20 protein-coding genes, 1 tRNA gene and 2 pseudogenes are annotated in these 18,163 nt (G+C 58.8%); 13 read left to right on the top strand and 10 right to left on the bottom strand.

The genetic code is table 11. From position 1 onward, the window contains the following. The first annotated feature begins 3 nt into the window (after positions 1 to 3). The 5 genes from lolA to cysG are packed head-to-tail and all read left to right on the top strand — an operon-like array spanning position 4 to position 5,039. Positions 4 to 627, top strand: coding sequence for an outer membrane lipoprotein periplasmic chaperone LolA (lolA, locus tag OGV19_RS14205; protein ID WP_264309357.1), 624 nt, complete (start codon positions 4 to 6; stop codon positions 625 to 627). Positions 628 to 639: 12 nt separating this feature from the next. Continuing rightward, on the top strand, positions 640 to 1,965 hold the full coding sequence (locus OGV19_RS14200) for a replication-associated recombination protein A (RefSeq protein ID WP_264309356.1): 1,326 nt from the start codon (positions 640 to 642) through the stop codon (positions 1,963 to 1,965). Next, positions 1,962 to 2,336, top strand: coding sequence for a fluoride efflux transporter CrcB (gene crcB, locus OGV19_RS14195; protein WP_264309355.1), 375 nt, complete (start codon positions 1,962 to 1,964; stop codon positions 2,334 to 2,336). Before OGV19_RS14200 ends, crcB begins: the two co-directional genes overlap by 4 nt. A 30-nt stretch (positions 2,337 to 2,366) precedes the next feature. Next, positions 2,367 to 3,647 (top strand): serine--tRNA ligase, encoded by a 1,281-nt coding sequence (serS, locus tag OGV19_RS14190; RefSeq protein ID WP_264309354.1) that lies wholly within the window; start codon positions 2,367 to 2,369, stop codon positions 3,645 to 3,647. Next, complete coding sequence (cysG, locus tag OGV19_RS14185) at positions 3,648 to 5,039, top strand: siroheme synthase CysG (RefSeq protein ID WP_264309353.1); 1,392 nt, start codon at positions 3,648 to 3,650, stop codon at positions 5,037 to 5,039. 33 nt (positions 5,040 to 5,072) lie between these two features. Here the strand turns inward: cysG and OGV19_RS14180 are convergent, their stop codons facing one another. The 8 genes from OGV19_RS14180 to OGV19_RS14145 form a co-directional block, all read right to left on the bottom strand. Further along, positions 5,073 to 6,035 carry a glutathione S-transferase family protein gene (locus OGV19_RS14180; RefSeq protein WP_264309352.1) on the bottom strand — a complete coding sequence of 321 codons (963 nt, stop codon included), beginning with the start codon at positions 6,033 to 6,035 and terminating at the stop codon, positions 5,073 to 5,075. Positions 6,036 to 6,130: 95 nt separating this feature from the next. Further along, entirely contained in the window at positions 6,131 to 7,132 is a 1,002-nt protein-coding gene (locus tag OGV19_RS14175; protein ID WP_264309351.1) for a glycosyl transferase family protein, read from the bottom strand. After that, on the bottom strand, positions 7,129 to 7,464 hold the full coding sequence (locus tag OGV19_RS14170) for a TusE/DsrC/DsvC family sulfur relay protein (protein WP_264309350.1): 336 nt from the start codon (positions 7,462 to 7,464) through the stop codon (positions 7,129 to 7,131). Before OGV19_RS14170 ends, OGV19_RS14175 begins: the two co-directional genes overlap by 4 nt. Beyond that, a complete protein-coding gene (gene tusB, locus OGV19_RS14165) occupies positions 7,461 to 7,757 on the bottom strand; it encodes a sulfurtransferase complex subunit TusB (RefSeq protein WP_264309349.1) in 297 nt (98 codons plus the stop codon). Before tusB ends, OGV19_RS14170 begins: the two co-directional genes overlap by 4 nt. Next, a complete protein-coding gene (gene tusC / locus OGV19_RS14160) occupies positions 7,757 to 8,116 on the bottom strand; it encodes a sulfurtransferase complex subunit TusC (protein ID WP_264309348.1) in 360 nt (119 codons plus the stop codon). The genes tusB and tusC overlap by 1 nt, the downstream gene beginning before the upstream one ends. Before the next feature lies 1 nt (position 8,117). Then, positions 8,118 to 8,510 carry a sulfurtransferase complex subunit TusD gene (gene tusD, locus OGV19_RS14155; protein WP_264309347.1) on the bottom strand — a complete coding sequence of 131 codons (393 nt, stop codon included), beginning with the start codon at positions 8,508 to 8,510 and terminating at the stop codon, positions 8,118 to 8,120. A gap of 116 nt (positions 8,511 to 8,626) precedes the next feature. After that, positions 8,627 to 10,006 (bottom strand): nucleobase:cation symporter-2 family protein, encoded by a 1,380-nt coding sequence (locus OGV19_RS14150; RefSeq protein WP_264309346.1) that lies wholly within the window; start codon positions 10,004 to 10,006, stop codon positions 8,627 to 8,629. A 179-nt stretch (positions 10,007 to 10,185) separates the two neighbouring features. Further along, positions 10,186 to 10,857: a Bax inhibitor-1/YccA family protein gene (locus OGV19_RS14145; RefSeq protein WP_264309345.1), complete on the bottom strand. Its 672-nt coding sequence runs from the start codon at positions 10,855 to 10,857 to the stop codon at positions 10,186 to 10,188. 133 nt (positions 10,858 to 10,990) lie between these two features. On the opposite strand from OGV19_RS14145, the gene OGV19_RS14140 reads away from it, so the two are divergent. From OGV19_RS14140 to OGV19_RS14130, 3 genes and pseudogenes are all read left to right on the top strand, one after another. Next, positions 10,991 to 11,078: transfer RNA gene (locus tag OGV19_RS14140), tRNA-Ser, on the top strand. A 196-nt stretch (positions 11,079 to 11,274) separates the two neighbouring features. Further along, positions 11,275 to 11,634, top strand: a pseudogene (locus OGV19_RS14135) (hypothetical protein); the annotation flags it as partial. Further along, positions 11,635 to 11,832: pseudogene (locus OGV19_RS14130) on the top strand (helix-turn-helix domain-containing protein); the annotation flags it as partial. It lies immediately after the preceding pseudogene. On the opposite strand, the gene OGV19_RS14125 reads toward OGV19_RS14130, so the two are convergent. Continuing rightward, positions 11,829 to 12,266 carry a GNAT family N-acetyltransferase gene (locus tag OGV19_RS14125; RefSeq protein ID WP_264309344.1) on the bottom strand — a complete coding sequence of 146 codons (438 nt, stop codon included), beginning with the start codon at positions 12,264 to 12,266 and terminating at the stop codon, positions 11,829 to 11,831. The pseudogene OGV19_RS14130 and the gene OGV19_RS14125 overlap by 4 nt on opposite strands. A 1,025-nt stretch (positions 12,267 to 13,291) precedes the next feature. Here OGV19_RS14125 and OGV19_RS14120 point away from each other — a divergent pair. The 5 genes from OGV19_RS14120 (at position 13,292) to OGV19_RS14100 (ending at position 17,871) form a co-directional block, all read left to right on the top strand. Further along, on the top strand, positions 13,292 to 13,963 hold the full coding sequence (locus OGV19_RS14120; protein WP_264309343.1) for an epoxyqueuosine reductase QueH: 672 nt from the start codon (positions 13,292 to 13,294) through the stop codon (positions 13,961 to 13,963). A gap of 317 nt (positions 13,964 to 14,280) precedes the next feature. After that, complete coding sequence (locus OGV19_RS14115) at positions 14,281 to 15,264, top strand: DUF1852 domain-containing protein (protein WP_264309342.1); 984 nt, start codon at positions 14,281 to 14,283, stop codon at positions 15,262 to 15,264. Between the two features lie 28 nt (positions 15,265 to 15,292). Continuing rightward, a complete protein-coding gene (locus tag OGV19_RS14110) occupies positions 15,293 to 16,327 on the top strand; it encodes a methionine synthase (RefSeq protein WP_264309341.1) in 1,035 nt (344 codons plus the stop codon). Positions 16,328 to 16,425: 98 nt separating this feature from the next. Further along, positions 16,426 to 16,935, top strand: coding sequence for a flavin reductase family protein (locus OGV19_RS14105; RefSeq protein WP_264309340.1), 510 nt, complete (start codon positions 16,426 to 16,428; stop codon positions 16,933 to 16,935). 6 nt (positions 16,936 to 16,941) lie between these two features. Further along, complete coding sequence (locus OGV19_RS14100; RefSeq protein WP_264309339.1) at positions 16,942 to 17,871, top strand: LysR family transcriptional regulator; 930 nt, start codon at positions 16,942 to 16,944, stop codon at positions 17,869 to 17,871. A gap of 80 nt (positions 17,872 to 17,951) precedes the next feature. Here the strand turns inward: OGV19_RS14100 and OGV19_RS14095 are convergent, their stop codons facing one another. Beyond that, positions 17,952 to 18,131: a hypothetical protein gene (locus tag OGV19_RS14095; protein ID WP_264309338.1), complete on the bottom strand. Its 180-nt coding sequence runs from the start codon at positions 18,129 to 18,131 to the stop codon at positions 17,952 to 17,954. Positions 18,132 to 18,163 lie beyond the last annotated feature (32 nt).

Raw genomic sequence — 18,163 nt, 5'->3', positions numbered from 1 at the left:
ACCATGCGCGCGATTCGCATGCTGTTGGTTTCTGCCCTTGCTCTGGGCAGCGTTTCGGCTTTTGCCGGTGAGCAAGATGTACAACGCCTGACCCAGCTGCTGGAAAAGTCGCAGACCATCGAGGCCAACTTTTCCCAGCTGACCTTGGGTGCCGATGGCACCAGCCTGCAGGAAACTTCGGGCAAGATGACAGTCAAGCGCCCGGGCCTGTTCTACTGGCACACCGATGCACCACAGGAGCAGGTGGTGGTGTCGGACGGCAAGAACGTCACGTTATGGGACCCGGACCTGGAACAGGCCACCATCAAGAAGCTCGACGTGCGTCTGAACCAGACCCCGGCACTGCTGCTGTCCGGTGACGTCTCGAAGATCAGCCAGAGTTTCGACATCGCCTCGAAAGAGCAGGGCGAAGTAATGGACTTCACCCTCAAACCGAAAACCAAGGACACCCTGTTCGACTCGCTGCGCGTGTCGTTCCGCAAGGGCCTGATCAATGACATGCAACTGATCGACAGCGTCGGCCAGCGCACCAACATCCTGTTCAATGGCGTAAAGGCCAACCAGGCGGTGCCGGACAGCACGTTCAAGTTCGATGTCCCGAAAGGCGCGGACATCATCCAGGAGTAAGCGGAGCCCGTGATGGACCTGTTTCGAAGCGAACCCGTTGCCCAGCCTTTGGCCGCTCGCCTGCGCCCGTCCAACCTGGACGAGTATGTCGGCCAGGAGCACCTGCTGGCGCGCGGCAAGCCGCTGCGCGAGGCGCTGGAGCAGGGGGCATTGCACTCGATGATCTTCTGGGGGCCGCCCGGGGTCGGCAAGACCACCCTGGCGCGGCTGCTGGCGCAGTTCTGTGACGCTCACTTCGAAACGGTCTCGGCGGTGCTGGCAGGGGTCAAGGAGATCCGCCAGGCGGTCGAGGTGGCCAAGCAACAGGCGGCTCAGTATGGTCGTCGGACCATTCTGTTCGTGGACGAAGTGCACCGCTTCAACAAGTCGCAGCAGGACGCTTTTCTGCCCTATGTAGAAGACGGCACGCTGCTCTTCATCGGCGCCACCACTGAAAACCCGTCTTTCGAGTTGAACAACGCCTTGCTCTCGCGGGCGCGGGTGTATGTGCTCAAGAGCCTGGATGAGCCGGCCCTGCGCAAATTGGTCGACCGTGCGCTCACTGAAGAGCGCGGTTTGGGCAAGCACAACCTGCGGGTCGGCGACGAGGCGTTCAAGATGCTCATGGCGGCCGCTGACGGTGATGGCCGGCGCATGCTCAATTTTCTCGAAAATGCCTCGGACCTGGCTGAAGATGGCAGCGAAATTGGCGTCGAGCTGCTGCAAAGCCTGCTCGGCGACAGCCGCCGACGCTTCGACAAAGGCGGCGAGGCCTTCTATGACCAGATCTCGGCGCTGCATAAATCGGTGCGCGGCTCCAACCCCGATGCTGCGCTGTACTGGTTCGCGCGCATGCTCGATGGTGGTTGCGACCCGTTGTACATCGCTCGGCGCGTGGTGCGCATGGCCAGCGAAGACATCGGCAATGCCGACCCGCGTGCCCTGAGCCTGTGCCTGTCGGCCTGGGATGTACAAGAGCGCCTGGGCAGCCCCGAGGGTGAACTGGCAGTGGCCCAGGCCATCACCTACATTGCCTGCGCGCCGAAGAGCAACGCGGTGTACATGGGCTTCAAGACCGCGCTGCGCGAAGCCGCCGAGCATGGTTCGCTGGAGGTGCCGCTGCACCTGCGTAACGCCCCGACCAAACTGATGAAACAGTTGGGCTATGGCGATGAATACCGCTATGCCCATGACGAGCCCGATGCTTATGCGGCGGGCGAGGATTACTTCCCCGACCAGCTTGAGCCACGCCAGTATTACCAGCCCGTGCCCCGCGGCCTGGAGCTGAAAATCGGCGAGAAGCTACGGTACCTGGCCGAGCTGGATCGCAGCAGCCCCCGGCAAAGGAGAAAACCATGATTGCAGTGATCGCTGCTGTCAGCGCCGGGGGGATTGCGGGTACGCTGCTGCGATTTGCCACCTCGAACTGGGTGGTTGCCCACTGGCCACGGCACTTCTATCTCGGTACGCTGGCGGTCAACCTGATCGGCTGCCTGCTGATCGGCCTGCTTTATGGCCTGTTTTTGCACAAGCCGCTGGTGCCGGTCGAGCTGCGCGCCGGGCTGATCGTCGGCTTCCTTGGCGGCTTGACGACGTTTTCCTCCTTTTCGCTCGATACCGTACGCCTCATGGAAAGCGGGCAGATGCCCCTGGCTTTGGGCTATACCGGTATCAGCGTGGTGGGCGGGCTGCTCGCAACCTGGGCCGGCCTGTCCCTGACCCGATTCTGAACCAACACCTACACATAACGAGAGAACGATATGCTCGATTCCAAACTGTTACGCGGCCAACTTCAGGAAGTGGCGGATCGCCTGGCCTCCCGTGGCTTCAGCCTGGATGTCGCGCGCATCGAATCACTGGAAGAGCGCCGCAAGGCCGTGCAAACCCGCACCGAGCAGCTGCAGGCCGAGCGTAACGCCCGCTCCAAGTCCATCGGCCAGGCCAAAGCCAAAGGCGAAGACATCGCGCCGCTGATGGCCGACGTCGAGCGCATGGCCAATGAACTGGCCGCCGGCAAGGTCGAACTGGACGGCATCCAGGCTGAGCTGGACGGCATCCTGCTGACCATCCCCAACCTGCCGGACGCCAGCGTACCGGTCGGTGCCAGCGAAGACGACAACGTCGAAGTGCGCCGCTGGGGCACCCCTACAGCGTTCGACTTTGACATCAAGGACCACGTCGCCCTGGGCGAGATCAGCGGTGGCCTGGACTTCGAGGCTGCTGCCAAGCTGTCCGGCGCCCGCTTTGCCGTGCTGCGTGGCCCGATCGCCCGCCTGCATCGCGCCCTGGCGCAGTTCATGATCAACCTGCACACCGGCGAGCACGGCTACGAAGAGCACTACACCCCGTACCTGGTACAGGCGCCGGCCCTGCAGGGCACCGGCCAGTTGCCGAAATTCGAGGAAGACCTGTTCAAGATCAGCCGCGAAGGCGAAGCCGACTTCTACCTGATCCCAACCGCCGAGGTGTCGCTGACCAACCTGGTCGCCGGCGAAATCCTCGATGCCAAGCAACTGCCGCTCAAGCTGGTTGCCCACACGCCATGCTTCCGCAGTGAAGCCGGCGCTTCGGGCCGTGATACCCGCGGCATGATCCGCCAGCACCAGTTCGACAAGGTCGAGATGGTCCAGGTTGTCGAGCCGTCCAAGTCGATGGAAGCCCTGGAAGGCCTGACGGGCAACGCCGAGCGTGTGCTGCAACTGTTGGAGCTGCCTTACCGCGTGCTGGCCCTGTGCACCGGCGACATGGGCTTCGGTGCAGTGAAGACCTACGACCTGGAAGTGTGGGTGCCAAGCCAGGACAAGTACCGCGAGATCAGCTCTTGCTCCAACTGCGGTGATTTCCAGGCGCGTCGCATGCAGGCCCGCTGGCGCAACCCAGAAACCGGCAAACCAGAGCTGGTGCACACCCTCAACGGTTCCGGCCTGGCAGTAGGCCGCACCCTGGTGGCAGTGCTGGAGAACTACCAGCAGGCCGACGGTTCGATCCGTGTGCCTGAGGTGCTCAAGCCGTACATGGGTGGTGTCGAGGTCATCCGCTAAATGGATTACCTGCCACTGTTCCACAAGCTGCAGGGCGGCCGAGTACTGGTCGTCGGCGGCGGTGAAATTGCCTTGCGCAAGGCGCGCCTGCTGGCGGATGCCGGCGCCGCGCTGCGCGTGGTGGCGCCCGAGGTTGACGGCCAACTGGCCGTACTGGCCCGGGAAGGTGGTGGTGAGGTCCTGGTGCGAGGCTATCAGGCGGCCGACCTGGTCGGTTGCCGGCTGGTAATCGCGGCCACTGACGACACTGGGCTCAACGCCCAGGTGTCGGCCGATGCCCAGGCGCTCAACCTGCCGGTCAACGTGGTGGACGCGCCGGCCCTGTGCACGGTGATCTTCCCTGCCATCGTCGACCGCTCGCCGTTGGTGGTGGCAGTCTCCAGTGGCGGTGATGCGCCAGTGCTGGCGCGTTTGATTCGCGCCAAGCTGGAGGCGTGGATCCCTTCGGCTTACGGTGAACTGGCCGGGTTGGCAGCGCGTTTCCGGCACCAGGTCAAACGCCTGTACCCGGACGTCAACCAGCGTCGCGGCTTCTGGGAAAACGTGTTCCAGGGGCCGATCGCCGAGCGCCAGCTGGCCGGGCAGGGCGCCGAGGCCGAGCGCTTGTTGCAGGCGATGGTCGATGGCGCGCCGGTGCAGCAGGGCGGTGAGGTGTATCTGGTAGGGGCAGGGCCGGGCGATCCGGACTTGCTGACCTTCCGCGCCTTGCGCCTGATGCAGCAGGCCGATGTGGTGTTGTACGACCGCCTGGTGGCCCCGGCCATTATCGAGATGTGCCGGCGTGATGCCGAGCGTATCTACGTCGGCAAACGCCGCGCCGAGCATGCCGTGCCGCAGGACCAGATCAACCGTCTGTTGGTCGATCTGGCCAAGCAGGGCAAGCGCGTGCTGAGGCTCAAGGGTGGCGATCCGTTCATCTTTGGCCGTGGTGGCGAGGAAATCGAAGAACTGGCCGAGCAGGGCATCCCGTTCCAGGTGGTGCCGGGCATTACCGCCGCCAGTGGTTGCTCAGCCTACGGCGGTATTCCGCTGACCCATCGCGATTATGCTCAATCGGTGCGCTTCGTTACCGGGCACCTCAAGGACGGCACCAGCAATTTGCCTTGGGATGACCTGGTGGCACCGGCCCAGACCCTGGTGTTCTACATGGGGTTGGTGGGCTTGCCGACCATTTGCGCCGAACTGATTCGTCATGGCCGTGCGGCCAGTACGCCTGCGGCGTTGGTGCAGCAGGGAACGACGCGTAATCAGCGAGTGTTCACGGGCACCTTGGCGGATTTGCCGGCCCTTGTCGCCCAGCATGAAGTGCATGCCCCGACCCTGGTGATTGTCGGGGAAGTGGTGCAGTTGCGTGAGAAGCTGGCGTGGTTTGAAGGTTCGCAAGACAGCTGAAATCGTTGGGGCCGCTTTGCGGCCCCAACCTTATTAGCGGTTAACCCAGATCCCTTGGCCCGCCAACCGCTCCCGATCATGCGCCAGGCCAAAGTCCTGCAACGGCCCTTTGGGCACGATCCCATTCGGGTTGATGGTCTTGTGGCTCATGTAATAGTGCTTTTGGATGTGTTCCATATCCACCGTCTGTGCTACCCCCGGCCACTGGTACAGTTCACGCAGCCAGTTTGACAGGTTATGGTAGTCGCTCAGGCGCCGCAGGTTGCACTTGAAGTGCCCGTGATACACCGCATCGAAGCGCACCAGCGTGGTGAACAGGCGTACATCGGCCTCGGTCAGGTACTCTCCGGCAAGGTATCGCTGGCGGCTCAGCAGCGCCTCCAGGTAATCCAGTTCATTAAAAACCTCGTCGAATGCCGCTTCGTAGGCATCCTGGGTGGTGGCGAAACCTGCGCGGTATACGCCATTGTTCACTGCCGGGTAGATCCGCTCGTTCAGCGCTTCGATCGTTGGCCGCAAAGGCTCGGGGTACAGGTCCAGGCGGTTGCCGGTCAGCTCGTCGAAGGCGCTGTTGAAGATGCGGATGATCTCCGACGATTCGTTGTTGACGATGCGTTTCTCTTGCTTGTCCCACAGCACTGGCACGGTCACGCGCCCGGTGTAATGCGGGTCATCCTGGGTGTAGCGCTGGTGCAGAAACTCAAGCGCGTCTAAATGGTCGCCGCTAGAGCCTTGCTGCTGATCGAAGGTCCAGCCGTTTTCTTGCATCAGCCAGCTCACCACCGACACATCGATGAGTGGCTCCAGGCCCTTGAGGGCGCGGAAAATGAGGGTGCGATGAGCCCATGGGCAAGCCAGTGATACGTACAGGTGATAACGGCCGGCCTCAGGCGCGGGCAAAGGGTTGCGGCGCTGAGCGTTTTCGCGTTTGAAGGCCCCGTCCTTGCCTGTTTCATACCACTGGTCGTGCCAGCGGCCGTCGATCAAAAGGCCCATGTCGAGCTCCTCGGAACACAGTTGTTTGTCGTTGGAGCCCAGTCTAGGGAAAATCGTTCGAATAAATAGCGCAAAGACTCGGGGTATTTAATCGATTAAATCGATGTTTTGCGTTCGCTCCAGTAACGACGCGCCGTGGCGAAGGCCTGGTCGCGATCCTGCCCGAGGCCGCGCAGGGCCAAGGCCATGGTGGCGACCACGGCCATTTCGCCGTAGCTGTCCTCGGCGTCACCCTGCCACACCGTGATCAACTGCTGCGGTTGCAGGCTGGGCGGTTTTACATGGCGGCGTTCGCTCAAGGCCGGCCACTCTTCGTCCCAAGCCTGGCCCGCCGTGGTGCCGTAGAGGTGGCTGATGACGTCCGGGTTGACCTCGATCTCGCCGCCGTCGCCCTTGATCACCACGGCGTGGTCGCCGAGCAGGCGGCTGGCTTCGCGGTGCACCGCCTGATAGCCGGGGTGGAAGATGCTCTGCAGGCCACAGCGCGCCCCCAGTGGGTTGAGCACCCGTGCCAGGGAATGAATCGGCGAGCGCAAACCGAGTGTGTTGCGCAGGTCAATCATGCGTTGCAGCTGCGGCGCCCAGTCTTGCAGCGGGAAGAACGCGAGCCGTTGCTGGTCGAGCGCGGTGCCGACCGCCGACCAATCACGGCACAGTGGGATCTGCAGCAGTTCGAGCAGCTGTTCGGTGTACATGCGCCCGGCGGTGTGGGCGCCGCCGCCGTGCATCAGGATGCGCACGCCGTTGTTGGCCAGGCATTTGGCCGCCAGCAGGTACCACGGCAGGTGACGCTTCTTGCCAGCGTAGGTGGGCCAGTCCAGGTCCACGGCAATGTGTGGGGCCTGCAGGTGTGAACGCAGGGCCTCGGTGAAACCGGCCAGTTCTTCGGCGCTTTCTTCCTTGTGGCGTAGCAGCATCAGGAAGGCACCCAGTTGGGCGTCCTCGACTTTGTCCTCCAGCAACAAGGTCATTGCCCCATGCGCTTCCTCGCGGGTCAGGCCACGCGCGCCGCGCTTGCCTTTGCCAAGAATGCGCACGAATTCGGCGAACGGGTGTTCGGCAGGGGTTTGCAGGGTGAGCGGGCGTGGTTCGATCATATGCAGTTGGTCGGCTTGGGCAGGCCCGCCAGCTTGGCGGCAAGTTTGGCGGGAGTGCCGTTGAACAGGCGGTTAAGGTGTGGGCTGTTGCCCTTTTCCGGGCCCAGCTTGAGGGCGGTGTACTTGATCAGCGGGCGTGTCGCGGGTGACAGCTGGAACTCCTGGTAGAACTGGCGCAGCAGTTCGAGGATTTCCCAGTGGTCTTCGGTCAAGGGGATGCCTTCGCGTGCGGCGAGGGCATCGGCGACGGCCGGGGACCAGTCTTGCAGGTCTACCAGAAACCCGTCCTTGTCCAGGGCAACCGTGTGATCGCCAACGTTGAGCGTACTCATAACCAGCTGTTGACCTTGTCGTAATGCAGGGACAGTTCGACGAATGCGGCGTAGTCCACTGGTTTGGCCAGGTTGTTGGCAACTGCGCGGGCTTGCAGGTCTTCGTCGAGGGCGAACAGGCGCTGTTTCAGGTCTGCGGCCTGCAGCAGGCGTTGTGGTTCGCTGCCGGCATGCAGTGCATAAACCGCATCACCGCACAGGAGCAGTGCATCGTCAGCGCCAAGCAGGCGCAGGCAACTGGCCAGGCGGTCATCGCCGAAGGGCGAGTGGGCAATAACATGCAAGGTCGTCATCAGAGCGTTACCACCTGGTCGAATCGGGCAATCAATGCGCTCAGGGCTGCGTCGTCCAGCACCTGTACCGGCAGCTCCAGGGCGTCGGCGGCAAGGCCGCGCTGGCAGAGGCTATGGTGGCAGGCGAACAGTTCGTCGACGCCGAACATCGGCAAGGCCTGCAAGTTGGCGCCGAGGTTTTTCTGCTGCAGCGCGGTAGGTTGCTGGCCAGGGGCAAGCTGAAATACACCGTCATCGAGAAACAGCATGCCCAGCGGCAGGTCGAACGCACCGCCAGCCAAGGCGATGTCCAGCGCTTCACGGGCCGATGGGCCGTTCCAGGGGGCCTGGCGGCTGATGATCAACAAGGATTTGGCCATTTCAATCGCCTCCAAAGCAGATCAGGCGATCGGCACTTTGCGCCGCCTCGTGCAGTTGGCCGAGCCCCGACAGCTCCCAAGGTTTGGGCAGGTTCGCGGCCGGGCGCTGGTAGCGGCTTGCCTCGGCTTCGTCGAGCACGCCGCGGCGCAGGGCAGCCGCGATGCATACCACGGCGTCCAGCTGGTGGCTGTCGATGAAGGTGCGCCACTGGGCGGCGACATCCAGCTCATCCTGGGGCGCGACCACATTGGCCGAGGCACTGTGTACCCCGTCCTGGTAGAAAAACAACCGGGCAATCTCATGCCCGCCGGCCAGCACCGCCTCAGCAAAGCGCAGGGCGCGGCGCGAGGAGGGCGCATGGGCCGGGGAAAAAACCGCGATCGCGAATTTCATGGACAACTCATGCAAAGGAATGCCGCCATGATAAAGCAAAAAAGCCCACCCCCGCTCATACAAGGGCACGCGGCCTTGTGGAAAGGGATGGGCTTTTCAGATCAGGCCTGCGGGGCTCAGGCGTGTTGTTTGCTCTCTGGCAGGAACCAGTTCAGCAACAGGGCGCAGATACCACCGGTAGCGACGCCCGACTCCAGCACATTGCGGATTGCCGCCGGCATGTGGGCCAGGAACTCCGGCACCTGTGCCACGCCCAAGCCCAGGGCCAGCGACACGGCAATGATCAGCAGCGCGCGGCGGTCCAGCTGGGTGCTGGCCAGGATGTTGATACCCGAGGCCGCAACCGCGCCGAACATGACCATGGCCGCGCCACCCAGTACTGGCTCCGGTACCGCCTGGATCACGCCGGCAACCGACGGGAACAGGCCCAGCACCACCAGCATCACGGCGATCCAGATACCGATATGGCGGCTGGCGATACCGGTCAGCTGAATAACGCCGTTATTCTGGGCGAAGACCGAGCTGGGGAACGTGTTGAAAAGGCCAGCCAGCAACGAGTTGGCGCCATTGACCAGCACCCCGCCCTTGATCCGTTGCATCCACACCGGGCCTTCGACCGGCTGGCGCGAGACCTTGCTGGTGGCGGTGACGTCACCGATGGCTTCCAGCGAAGTCACCAGGTAGATCACCAGCATCGGAATGAACAGCGCCCACGAGAAGCTCAGGCCAAAGTGCAGGGGCGTTGGCACCTGGAACAGTGCAGCCTCGTGCATGCCGGTGAAGTCCAGGCGGCCCAGGTAGCCGGCCAGCGCATAGCCCACCGCCAGGGCGATGACAATGGCGCAGCTGCGCATCCACACCACCGGGATGCGGTTGAGGATGACGATGATCGCCAGCACCACGCCCGACAGAAGCAGGTTCTCGCCATTGGCGAAAGTGCCATTGGCCATCGCGCCAAAGCCTCCGCCCATGCTGATCAGGCCGACCTTGATCAGGGTCAGGCCGATCATCAGCACGACGATGCCGGTCACCAGTGGTGTAATCAGGCGTTTGACGAAGGGCAGGATGCGCGAAACACCCATCTCCACGAACGAACCTGCGATCACCACGCCAAAGATGGCGGCCATCACGCCTTCCACCGGTGTGCCTTGCTTGACCATCAGTGCGCCGCCGGCAATCAGCGGCCCGACGAAGTTGAAACTGGTGCCCTGAACAATCAGCAATCCCGCACCAAACGGCCCGAAGCGCTTGCACTGCACGAAGGTGGCAATACCGGAGATCACCAGCGACATGGACACGATCAGGTTGGTGTCCCGCGCCGATACGCCCAATGCCTGGCAAATCAGCAGGCCCGGCGTGACGATCGGCACGATGATCGCCAGCAGATGTTGCAGCGCTGCCAACAGGCCGATCAGCAGCCGTGGCTTGTCCTCAAGACCAAGCACCAGTTCATTGGCAGGCGCCGATACGCCTGGGCTGTGTTCGTGTGAGCTCATTGCAGAAAGCCGCCCCGGAAGAAAAAAGGAGCGCATTCTACGGGCTGATGAGTGATTGCGGTAGAGAAATGCAGGATGGCGGCACGTTCGGCGACCATTCGCTTAATTACCTGACCTTTAAGTCAATCTTGAGCGCACAAAAAAGCCCGCCGAAGCGGGCTTTTTCATCCAACACGGTATCAGTCGTCGCGACCCATGATGCCGAACAGCTGCAGCAGGCTGACGAACAGGTTGTAGATCGATACATACAGGCTGATGGTCGCCATGATGTAGTTACGCTCGCCGCCGTGGATGATCGCGCTGGTCTGGAACAGGATGCAGACCGACGAGAACAGCACGAAGCCAGCGCTGATCGCCAGTTGCAGGCCGCTGATCTGGAAGAAGAAGCTGGCAACCACCGCACCCAGCAGGACGAAGAAGCCGGCGGTGATGAAGCCGCTGAGGAAGCTCATGTCCTTTCGGGTAATCAGCACGTAAGCCGACAGACCACCGAACACCAGTGCGGTCATGGCGAATGCCGAGCTGACCACTTCAGCGCCACCGGCCATGCCCAGGTAGCGATTGAGGATAGGGCCGAGGATGAAGCCCATGAAGCCGGTGAGGGCGAAGGTGGACACCAGGCCCCAAGCCGAATCACGCAGCTTGTTCGTGAGGAAGAACAGCCCGTAGAAGCCGATCAGCACCACGAAGATGTTCGGGTACCCGACGCGCATCTGCTGGGCAATGAAGGCCATGACACCGCTGAAGGCGAGGGTGAGTGCCAGCAGGCTGTACGTGTTGCGCAGGACCTTGCTGATCTCCTGCTGCTCGACCTGCTGGCCGTGGTGTACGGCGTAATCCTGTTCGCGCATGGCGACACTCCTTGGTAAACCTGTGGTTTCGAACGTTCAGATGCTAGGAGTCTATCAGAGCTCCTGCAACCCGCGACACAGAGAGTTTGACAGCGTGTTTCATTACGGTATTATGGCGGCCGCAAAACCAGCTGGAAGCGTGGCCGAGTGGTTTAAGGCAACGGTCTTGAAAACCGTCGATGGGCAACTATCCTAGAGTTCGAATCTCTACGCTTCCGCCACTATTTATCACTAAAGCCCTGATTTTTCGGGGCTTTTTTGTGTCTGGTCGGTTTCAGCCCATACCCTAGCCCATACTTTGGGCGCTGGCTTTCAGTGAGCGTCCCTGGATTATTCTGCCCAACGGTCTCAGATCTCTGAAGAGCACGAGCGTTTCTTCTCCCGAGAAAATGAGCCCACAAGCACCAGGGCTATCGCGGATTAATCGTCTTCCGAGTAGACCTGGGTGTAGTGCATCCTGATGCTCCAGGCCGATTCCTTGCTGGTGTGGAATGTGATGGTGCTACCTATCACCTCAGCGCAACGGCACGGGATCGCGACAAGCTCCGAGCACTCGTGCTGAGAGGGCTAGGGTGGGAGATTGTCAGAATCTGGTCGATCGACTGGTGGGTGGATGCGGTTGGGACAGCGGAGAAAGTGCATCACCGTCTGAGCGAACTGCTTGCTGAGTCTCGTGCTAAACAAGCAGCCATCGATGCAGCGCAAGAGGCTGAGCGCTTGAAGGTCGATGGTGCGATGGCTGACGTTATCAGTAACACAATGCGGATGGTCATGTAAAAAGACGAACAGTTCTATGCGAATGTTCTAAATATCACGCCGTTCTGTCCGTCACAGTTAACCAACGTGTTTTTCAATGGCACCCCGAAGGATCTGATTGATCGGCAGGTGACTCTGGAGATCAAGGCGCTCCTTGCATACAGCAACCTAGCCATTGGCCAGATAGCGGATAAGCTCAACTTCGCCGACGCCTCCTACAAATTAATTATGGCTAGCATGTCTTCGTCGTCTGCATCCATACCAATCTCAACAAACCCAAAGCTAGAATAGAATCTTTTTGCCACTGGGTTTTTGGGGCTGTAGCAAATTTCAATTTCTTTTAGATTTGCGGTTTTCTTTATTTCTTCCAGTGCAAGATTTAAGGATTTTCTACCAATGGATTTCTGTTGATGATTTTTATCAATCATGAATCTCCAGATGGAAATTTTACTTGCTGATTCTTGAACCCACATAAAAAAACCGACGGGTTCTCCATTTGCGCAAATAGCCCGAGCTGAATATTCGCGATTGTATGCGGCCTCGACGAGTGACCAGGTATTACTGGCCACATAATCCTCTTGCTCCTCTGTGACTTCGAGTTCGCAAACTGCTTCATAGTTGTGTTTTGTGATTTTGGTTAGTGTTACTATCATTGGCAGCTCCTGAGTTGCTGGCATTGCATTTATGTTCTGCTGGGGAGTAGGTTTTATTGATTTCTCATCATCTTTTGGTTTTTTGTGGTGCGATGGAGGCCTACTAAATCTCCAGCGGAGATTATTTAATGTTAAGTGGATTTCGCTATCAAGTAATTGTTTGTAAAAGTTTGTCTGCGCGGGGGCTGTCGGCCTGCTGTGAGTCCGCAAGACGTACATCGTTTAGGGCTTATTGCATCATGCGGAGAGGCCAGCCTTGTTGCATGAACAAGTCGACAGCACTCGGCGGAAGCGCCTTCCTAGTGTTTACGGTACCTGACGATCCGAGCGATAGGATTTTGAATTGAATAATACCGACCGAGCAATCTCAAGTATCAGCATTAAAGGTCATGTTGGCGTCCTGCTCGCGTAGGGACGGTCGCTGCAACAGTCACGGACAGCAAATGCAGAGGTGGCGAAGCGGGTGAGGTGAGTTGAATTTCCCGTCCACTGCTGGTAGACCCGTGGATAAAAGCGCAGCAAACTTTAAGCGCATAGTGCGACTCTTCAGTTAATGTCGGTTCTGGCTATAGTCGCACAGGAGTGTCCTAAGGAGCAGCGCTGAGGGACACGGTACGCAATCTGCTGGGGCGGCAGGTAACTACCGTCCCTACCGCGACCCTTGTACGGTCGCTATTAGAGTGAGCATCTCAGGCATACTGCCAACGTCTTGTCATAGTGGCAGGCTCCCTTAGCCGTAGTAGATGTGCTCCAGTCGGCCCCCGCTGCCAATGCATGCTTGCGCGTGTTCGATCATGAGAAAAACTACAGTTGTGTGCAAAAAAAATGAGTTTGCCACATGATCATTTGTTCCTGACAATCCCTCTCTTGAATGTTTCGTCACTGACCACGGCCTCACCGGAGACTGAAGCAGCCCGGATGATCAGGCTTGGGGCCGCCCGTGAACTGCGTGGCGAAGCCCCTGATTCAGGAAGGATGTGCAAACGGGGCGCCTGGCGTCCCGTTGTGCTTTTGCGAGGAATGGCATGAGTATCATCGATCGACCAACACTTACCCTGCCGGACGGTGCTGATCGCCTGCTGCTGCACTCCTGCTGCGCGCCGTGCTCAGGTGAGGTAATGGAGGCCATTACGGCGTCCGGGATCGATTACACCCTCTTTTTCTACAACCCCAACATTCACCCCGAGCGCGAATACCTGCTGCGCAAGCAAGAGAACATCCGCTTCGCCGAACAGCACAACGTGCCGTTCGTCGATGCCGACTATGACACCGATAACTGGTTTGCCCGTGCAAAAGGCATGGAGCATGCACCAGAGCGTGGTGAGCGTTGCACCATGTGCTTCGATATGCGCTTCGAGCGCACCGCCTTGTATGCCCATGAGCACGGGTTCTCGGTAATCAGCAGCTCGCTGGGTATCTCACGCTGGAAGGACATGCAGCAGATCAACGGGTGTGGTCATCGTTCGGCGGCCAAGTATCCGGGTATCAGTTACTGGGACTATAACTGGCGCAAGGGCGGCGGGGCAGCCCGTATGGTCGAGATCAGCAAGCGTGAGCGCTTCTACCAACAGGAGTACTGCGGCTGTATCTACTCGCTGCGAGACACCAACCACCACCGCAAGGCTCAAGGCAGGGATATCATTCGTATCGGCGTGAGCTACTACGGCGATGAACAGGGCGATGAAAATCACGCTTGAACTTTGGTCGGCCTGTAGAAAGCCTCCACTCGCGCAGCCTCCAGCAATTATTCAGCAGGTAAAGACTACCGGCTACAGTATTGCCCGTTGCTTTGGGGGTATGTTTTTTGATGGGCATACTTATTCATATAGGGGTGCGCCACGCTGCCATCACCGCATGAATATGACTAAAGAGTTTGTGAAATCAATTCATTAGCACTCGCTCAGTGGGCGGGCCTAGAATGTCCCTTAATGACAGCGCAAACACGAGTGGGTTAACCGTTGGAAAAAGTCACAGGATGCGCTGAAAAAACATCAGGGATTAGGGTGCTAGACCAATGAGCAATGACTTTGCATTTGCTATTAAGAGTATTTGTTTTGATGAGCACTATCGCCCGTCGGACAATACACGTATCACCACCAACTTTGCCAACTTGGCGAGGGGCGAGAGCCGGCAGCAAAACTTGCGCAATACCTTGGGGATGATTGACAATCGCTTCAATGCGCTGGCGCATTGGGATAACCCCAATGGCGATCGTTATACGGTCGAGCTTGAAATCATTTCCGTTGAGATGCATGTCGGTGTCGAACGCAGTGGTCCTGCGCTGCCGTTGATTGAACTGTTGAAAACGACGATTGTCGATCGAAAAACCAGCGCGCGCATTGAAGGTATTGTCGGGAATAATTTCTCATCCTATGTGCGAGATTATGACTTTAGCGTGCTGTTGCTGGAGCATAATAAAAATCGACCTGAGTTCAGTGCGCCCGAGGATTTTGGGGACCTGCATGGGAAACTATTCAAGAGCTTCGTGAATTCAGATGCGTACAAGGATTACTTTAGTAAGTCGCCCGTGATATGCCTCAGCGTTTCGAGTAGCAAGACCTATCATCGAACGGAAAACCAGCACCCTGTATTGGGGGTTGAGTACGCGCAGGATGAATATTCGTTAACGGATGAATATTTCAAGAAAATGGGGTTGAACGTTCGCTATTTCATGCCGCCCAACAGTGCGGCACCGTTGGCGTTCTATTTTGCCGGCGATTTGCTCGCGGACTACACCAATCTTGAACTCATCAGTACCATCAGTACGATGGATACCTTCCAAAAAATTTATCGACCTGAAATCTACAACGCAAATTCTGCAGCAGGGCAATCCTACCAGCCAAGCTTGACGCACCAGGATTACTCGTTGACGCGCATTGTTTATGATCGAGAAGAGCGTGGCCGCCTGGCGGTTGAGCAAGGCAAGTTTGTTGAAACGCACTTCATCAAGCCCTATCAAGCACGTCTTGAGCAATGGGCGTCTAATTTCGCGCTTTGAATAATCTAAATGCACAAGGCCCTATGTCATGAAAAAACTGCTACCTACTTCAACTGCTGGCAGCTTGCCTAAACCCGCTTGGCTTGCACAACCTGAGACGCTCTGGTCGCCTTGGAAACTTCAGGGTGATGAATTGGCTGAAGGAAAACACGATGCGTTGCGGTTGTCGTTGCACGAACAGCAACAGGCAGGTATCGATATTGTCAGCGATGGTGAGCAAACGCGCCAACACTTTGTGACGACGTTTATCGAGCACCTCGGCGGCGTTGATTTCGAGAAACGTGAGACCGTAAGAATTCGTGATCGCTATGAGGCGAGCGTGCCGACGGTCGTGGGCGCGGTCACCCGTCAAAAACCGGTATTTGTTGAAGATGCGAAGTTCTTGCGTCAGCAAACCAAGCAGCCCATCAAGTGGGCGCTGCCGGGTCCGATGACGATGATTGATACGCTGTATGATAATCACTATAAAAGCCGCGAAAAACTGGCGTGGGAATTCGCGAAGATTCTCAATCAAGAAGCCAGGGAATTAGAAGCGGCGGGGGTTGATATCATTCAGTTCGACGAGCCTGCCTTCAATGTGTTCTTCGACGAGGTGAATGATTGGGGGGTGGCCACCCTGGAGAGGGCAATCGAAGGGCTAAAATGCGAAACGGCTGTGCATATTTGCTACGGTTACGGCATCAAGGCGAATACCGATTGGAAAAAGACGCTGGGGTCAGAGTGGCGCCAGTACGAAGAGGCTTTTCCCAAGCTGCAGCAATCCAGTATTGATATCGTCTCGCTGGAGTGTCACAACGCGCGTGTTCCCATGGACCTCATCGAACTCATTCGAGGTAAGAAGGTAATGGTCGGGGCCATTGATGTGGCAAACCACACCATCGAAACACCCGAGGAAGTGGCCAATACTCTGCGAAAAGCACTGCAGTTTGTAGAGGCCGACAAGCTCTACCCTTGCACCAACTGCGGCATGGCCCCTTTGCCTCGTCGCGTGGCAAGCGGCAAGTTAAAGGCGTTGAGTGCAGGCGCGGAAATTGTTCGAAGAGAACTTCAGAACCCGAACTGAGTTAAACCCAGAACGTGTGCGGGAAGGGGAGAGGCAGTCTACGGCTGCTTCAGAACTTCCTTGATGCGCTGGGTTGCACCCACTATTCAGGACTTACTATGTCTGTTGCAAGTACTGCTATCGAGCCCCTGCGCTTTCGCGAGGCGCTAGGGCACTACGCATCCGGTATCACGGTCATTACATCGCACCTTGATGACGCGCCGCTGGGCTTCACTTGCCAGTCATTCTACAGCGTGTCAATGAGCCCGCCGCTGGTGTCCTTCAGCGTGATGTCCAACTCGGCCAGCTACCCCAAAATTCGCCAGGCAGGCCGGTTTGCAGTCAATATCCTGTCGGGTGAGCAGGTCAAGATTTCCAACCAGTTTGCTCGGCGAGGCACGGACAAGTGGCGTGGCGTCGAATGGCAGCATTCGCCGCTTGGCAATCCGATCATTGCCGGCAGCCTGCATTGGTTTGATTGCGAGATTCATGCGGAACACACTGCCGGTGATCACCTGATTGTGATCGGTGAAGTGAAAGCGTTGAACCTGCAAGAGGCGGCTACTGCGCAGCCATTGCTGTATTTCAAAGGGCAGTATTTCAACCTCGCCGCACAGTGCACGGCTTGAGTGCTTATGATTGACTTGAGACACCTGCGCACTATCGATGCCTTGCGCGAAACGGGCAGCCTGCACGACGCCGCCGAACGCCTGCACCTGACACAATCGGCGCTGTCGCATCAGTTTCGGGATGTGGAAAATCGCATTGGCATGCAAGTGTTCGTGCGCAAGTCCAAGCCGGTGCGCTTCACCAGCGCCGGTCTCAAGCTGCTGCAGTTGGCTGACCAGGTGCTGCCGCTGATTCGCAAGACCGAGCGCGACCTGGGCAAGCTGGCTGGCGGCGTGGCCGCGCGGCTACACATCGCGATCGAGTGCCACAGTTGCTACCAATGGTTGATGCCGTCGGTTGATGAGTTTCGCAGTGCATGGCCGGAGGTTGAACTGGACCTGGCGTCCGGGTTGTCGTTCGCGCCACTGCCGGCGCTGGAGCGGGGGGACCTTGACCTGGTGGTGACCTCCGACCCTGTAACCCTGCCAGGGATCACCTACGTGCCGCTTTTCGGTTACGAGGCACTGCTGGCCATTGATAAGCATCATGCCCTGCGCGAAAAGCCGTACCTTGAACCCACCGACCTCGCCAGCCAGACCCTGATCACTTACCCGATCGAGCGCAACCGCCTGGACATCTTCACCCGCTTCCTTGACCCTGCCGACATCGAGCCGGCTCAGGTGCGCACCTCAGAGCTGACGGTCATGATGATGCAGTTGGTGGCCAGCGGCCGTGGTGTTTGCTGTCTGCCGAACTGGGCCGTGCATGAGTACACCTCGCGCGGCTATGTGATCGCCAAGCGTCTGGGGGAGGAAGGGTTGCAGGCCATGCTATTTGCGGCTGTTCGCAGCGACATGCTCGAAGTGCCTTATGTGAGTGATTTTCTGCTCACGGCAAAAGACATTTCATTTGCCACGTTAGCGGGCGTCAATGCTGTGCCGGGGCGCTGCGTCTGACTGCGACGACTCAAGACACAAGAAAGCCCGCCAAGGCGGGCAAGTGAGGTCCTGCTCTGGGGAGCAAGGCAGCAGGCTTGTCAGCGTTGGGCTTTTTGCTGCCGCGAGCGCTGGAAACGACTCACGACGATCTGGACGGCGGCTGCCACGAGGCACAGCAAGCCGATTCTCCAACTGCCCTGCACCTCGAAATGCTCGGCTACCTTCCCAGCGATGATTACGCAAACGAAGATGGCGACAGGCAGGATCAATTTATTCATTGGGGCTTCCAACAGCGAATGACAAAAGGCTA

Source organism: Pseudomonas putida, assembly GCF_025905425.1.
Taxonomy (GTDB): Bacteria; Pseudomonadota; Gammaproteobacteria; order Pseudomonadales; family Pseudomonadaceae; genus Aquipseudomonas; species Aquipseudomonas putida_AF.
Note: the sequence above shows the minus strand (reverse complement) of the source record. Positions and strands in the feature narration are given on the sequence as shown.

What these genes read in the sequence shown, in the direction of transcription:
- lolA (WP_264309357.1), top strand. Translation starts at nt 4, where the DNA reads ATGCGCGCGATTCGCATGCTGTTGGTTTCTGCCCTTGCTCTGGGCAGC.
- OGV19_RS14200 (WP_264309356.1), top strand. Translation starts at nt 640, where the DNA reads ATGGACCTGTTTCGAAGCGAACCCGTTGCCCAGCCTTTGGCCGCTCGC.
- crcB (WP_264309355.1), top strand. Translation starts at nt 1,962, where the DNA reads ATGATTGCAGTGATCGCTGCTGTCAGCGCCGGGGGGATTGCGGGTACG.
- serS (WP_264309354.1), top strand. Translation starts at nt 2,367, where the DNA reads ATGCTCGATTCCAAACTGTTACGCGGCCAACTTCAGGAAGTGGCGGAT.
- cysG (WP_264309353.1), top strand. Translation starts at nt 3,648, where the DNA reads ATGGATTACCTGCCACTGTTCCACAAGCTGCAGGGCGGCCGAGTACTG.
- OGV19_RS14180 (WP_264309352.1), bottom strand. Translation starts at nt 6,035, where the DNA reads ATGGGCCTTTTGATCGACGGCCGCTGGCACGACCAGTGGTATGAAACA.
- OGV19_RS14175 (WP_264309351.1), bottom strand. Translation starts at nt 7,132, where the DNA reads ATGATCGAACCACGCCCGCTCACCCTGCAAACCCCTGCCGAACACCCG.
- OGV19_RS14170 (WP_264309350.1), bottom strand. Translation starts at nt 7,464, where the DNA reads ATGAGTACGCTCAACGTTGGCGATCACACGGTTGCCCTGGACAAGGAC.
- tusB (WP_264309349.1), bottom strand. Translation starts at nt 7,757, where the DNA reads ATGACGACCTTGCATGTTATTGCCCACTCGCCCTTCGGCGATGACCGC.
- tusC (WP_264309348.1), bottom strand. Translation starts at nt 8,116, where the DNA reads ATGGCCAAATCCTTGTTGATCATCAGCCGCCAGGCCCCCTGGAACGGC.
- tusD (WP_264309347.1), bottom strand. Translation starts at nt 8,510, where the DNA reads ATGAAATTCGCGATCGCGGTTTTTTCCCCGGCCCATGCGCCCTCCTCG.
- OGV19_RS14150 (WP_264309346.1), bottom strand. Translation starts at nt 10,006, where the DNA reads ATGAGCTCACACGAACACAGCCCAGGCGTATCGGCGCCTGCCAATGAA.
- OGV19_RS14145 (WP_264309345.1), bottom strand. Translation starts at nt 10,857, where the DNA reads ATGCGCGAACAGGATTACGCCGTACACCACGGCCAGCAGGTCGAGCAG.
- OGV19_RS14125 (WP_264309344.1), bottom strand. Translation starts at nt 12,266, where the DNA reads ATGATAGTAACACTAACCAAAATCACAAAACACAACTATGAAGCAGTT.
- OGV19_RS14120 (WP_264309343.1), top strand. Translation starts at nt 13,292, where the DNA reads ATGAGTATCATCGATCGACCAACACTTACCCTGCCGGACGGTGCTGAT.
- OGV19_RS14115 (WP_264309342.1), top strand. Translation starts at nt 14,281, where the DNA reads ATGAGCAATGACTTTGCATTTGCTATTAAGAGTATTTGTTTTGATGAG.
- OGV19_RS14110 (WP_264309341.1), top strand. Translation starts at nt 15,293, where the DNA reads ATGAAAAAACTGCTACCTACTTCAACTGCTGGCAGCTTGCCTAAACCC.
- OGV19_RS14105 (WP_264309340.1), top strand. Translation starts at nt 16,426, where the DNA reads ATGTCTGTTGCAAGTACTGCTATCGAGCCCCTGCGCTTTCGCGAGGCG.
- OGV19_RS14100 (WP_264309339.1), top strand. Translation starts at nt 16,942, where the DNA reads ATGATTGACTTGAGACACCTGCGCACTATCGATGCCTTGCGCGAAACG.
- OGV19_RS14095 (WP_264309338.1), bottom strand. Translation starts at nt 18,131, where the DNA reads ATGAATAAATTGATCCTGCCTGTCGCCATCTTCGTTTGCGTAATCATC.